This is a genomic window from Lacticaseibacillus porcinae, from assembly GCF_003946305.1.
Taxonomy (GTDB): Bacteria; Bacillota; Bacilli; order Lactobacillales; family Lactobacillaceae; genus Lacticaseibacillus; species Lacticaseibacillus porcinae.
The window spans coordinates 1-1,770 of record NZ_RHNS01000032.1 but is presented as its reverse complement, the minus strand read 5'-3'; the positions used below and the strand labels follow the sequence as shown (position 1 = coordinate 1,770).

The 1,770-nt window shown below is 50.2% G+C and carries 1 rRNA gene; it reads right to left on the bottom strand.

Annotation, left to right across the window (positions count from 1 at the left end):
- Positions 1 to 76: 76 nt before the first annotated feature.
- Positions 77 to 1,643, bottom strand: a 16S ribosomal RNA gene (locus EKM92_RS13480).
- Positions 1,644 to 1,770 lie beyond the last annotated feature (127 nt).

Genomic DNA, 1,770 nt, shown 5'->3' with positions numbered 1-1,770 from the left:
TGAGAAGGTAATCTTCTCAAAACTAAACAAAGTTTCATGTGATAGGTTTCCGTGGCCCCGAAGGGCCTATCCTTAGAAAGGAGGTGATCCAGCCGCAGGTTCTCCTACGGCTACCTTGTTACGACTTCACCCTAATCATCTGTCCCACCTTAGACGGCTAGCTCCTAAAAGGTTACCCCACCGGCTTCGGGTGTTACAAACTCTCATGGTGTGACGGGCGGTGTGTACAAGGCCCGGGAACGTATTCACCGCGGCATGCTGATCCGCGATTACTAGCGATTCCGACTTCGTGTAGGCGAGTTGCAGCCTACAGTCCGGACTGAGAATGGCTTTAAGAGATTAGCTTGCCCTCGCGGGTTCGCAACTCGTTGTACCATCCATTGTAGCACGTGTGTAGCCCAGGTCATAAGGGGCATGATGATTTGACGTCGTCCCCACCTTCCTCCGGTTTGTCACCGGCAGTCTTACTAGAGTGCCCAACTTAATGCTGGCAACTAGTCATAAGGGTTGCGCTCGTTGCGGGACTTAACCCAACATCTCACGACACGAGCTGACGACAACCATGCACCACCTGTCACTATGTCCCCGAAGGGAACGTCTGATCTCTCAGATTAGCATAGGATGTCAAGACCTGGTAAGGTTCTTCGCGTTGCTTCGAATTAAACCACATGCTCCACCGCTTGTGCGGGCCCCCGTCAATTCCTTTGAGTTTCAACCTTGCGGTCGTACTCCCCAGGCGGAATGCTTAATGCGTTAGCTGCGGCACTGAAGGGCGGAAACCCTCCAACACCTAGCATTCATCGTTTACGGCATGGACTACCAGGGTATCTAATCCTGTTCGCTACCCATGCTTTCGAGCCTCAGCGTCAGTTACAGACCAGACAGCCGCCTTCGCCACTGGTGTTCTTCCATATATCTACGCATTTCACCGCTACACATGGAGTTCCACTGTCCTCTTCTGCACTCAAGTTTCCCAGTTTCCGATGCACTTCTTCGGTTAAGCCGAAGGCTTTCACATCAGACTTAAGAAACCGCCTGCGCTCGCTTTACGCCCAATAAATCCGGATAACGCTTGCCACCTACGTATTACCGCGGCTGCTGGCACGTAGTTAGCCGTGGCTTTCTGGTTGGATACCGTCAACGTCTGAACAGTTACTCTCAAACGTGTTCTTCTCCAACAACAGAGTTTTACGATCCGAAAACCTTCTTCACTCACGCGGCGTTGCTCCATCAGACTTTCGTCCATTGTGGAAGATTCCCTACTGCTGCCTCCCGTAGGAGTTTGGGCCGTGTCTCAGTCCCAATGTGGCCGATCACCCTCTCAGGTCGGCTACGTATCACTGCCTTGGTGAGCCTTTACCTCACCAACTAGCTAATACGCCGCGGGTCCATCCAAAAGCGACAGCTCGAAAGCCGCCTTTCAACTCAGAAACATGTGTTTCTGAGGTTTATGCGGTATTAGCATCTGTTTCCAAATGTTATCCCCCACTTAAGGGCAGGTTACCCACGTGTTACTCACCCGTCCGCCACTCGGTTTTAAAGAATTCATTCCGAAGAAATCATTCAACAAAACCTCGTTCGACTTGCATGTATTAGGCACGCCGCCAGCGTTCATCCTGAGCCAGGATCAAACTCTCATATAATGAGTTATTTGAATAGCTCGATTTGTTGTTACTAGCGAATTGACTTCGCGTCATGTTTAATTCTTTTCAATTAAGAAAAGCCCTATCACATTTACGAAACTTTGTTCAGTTTTCAAAGGACTACCTT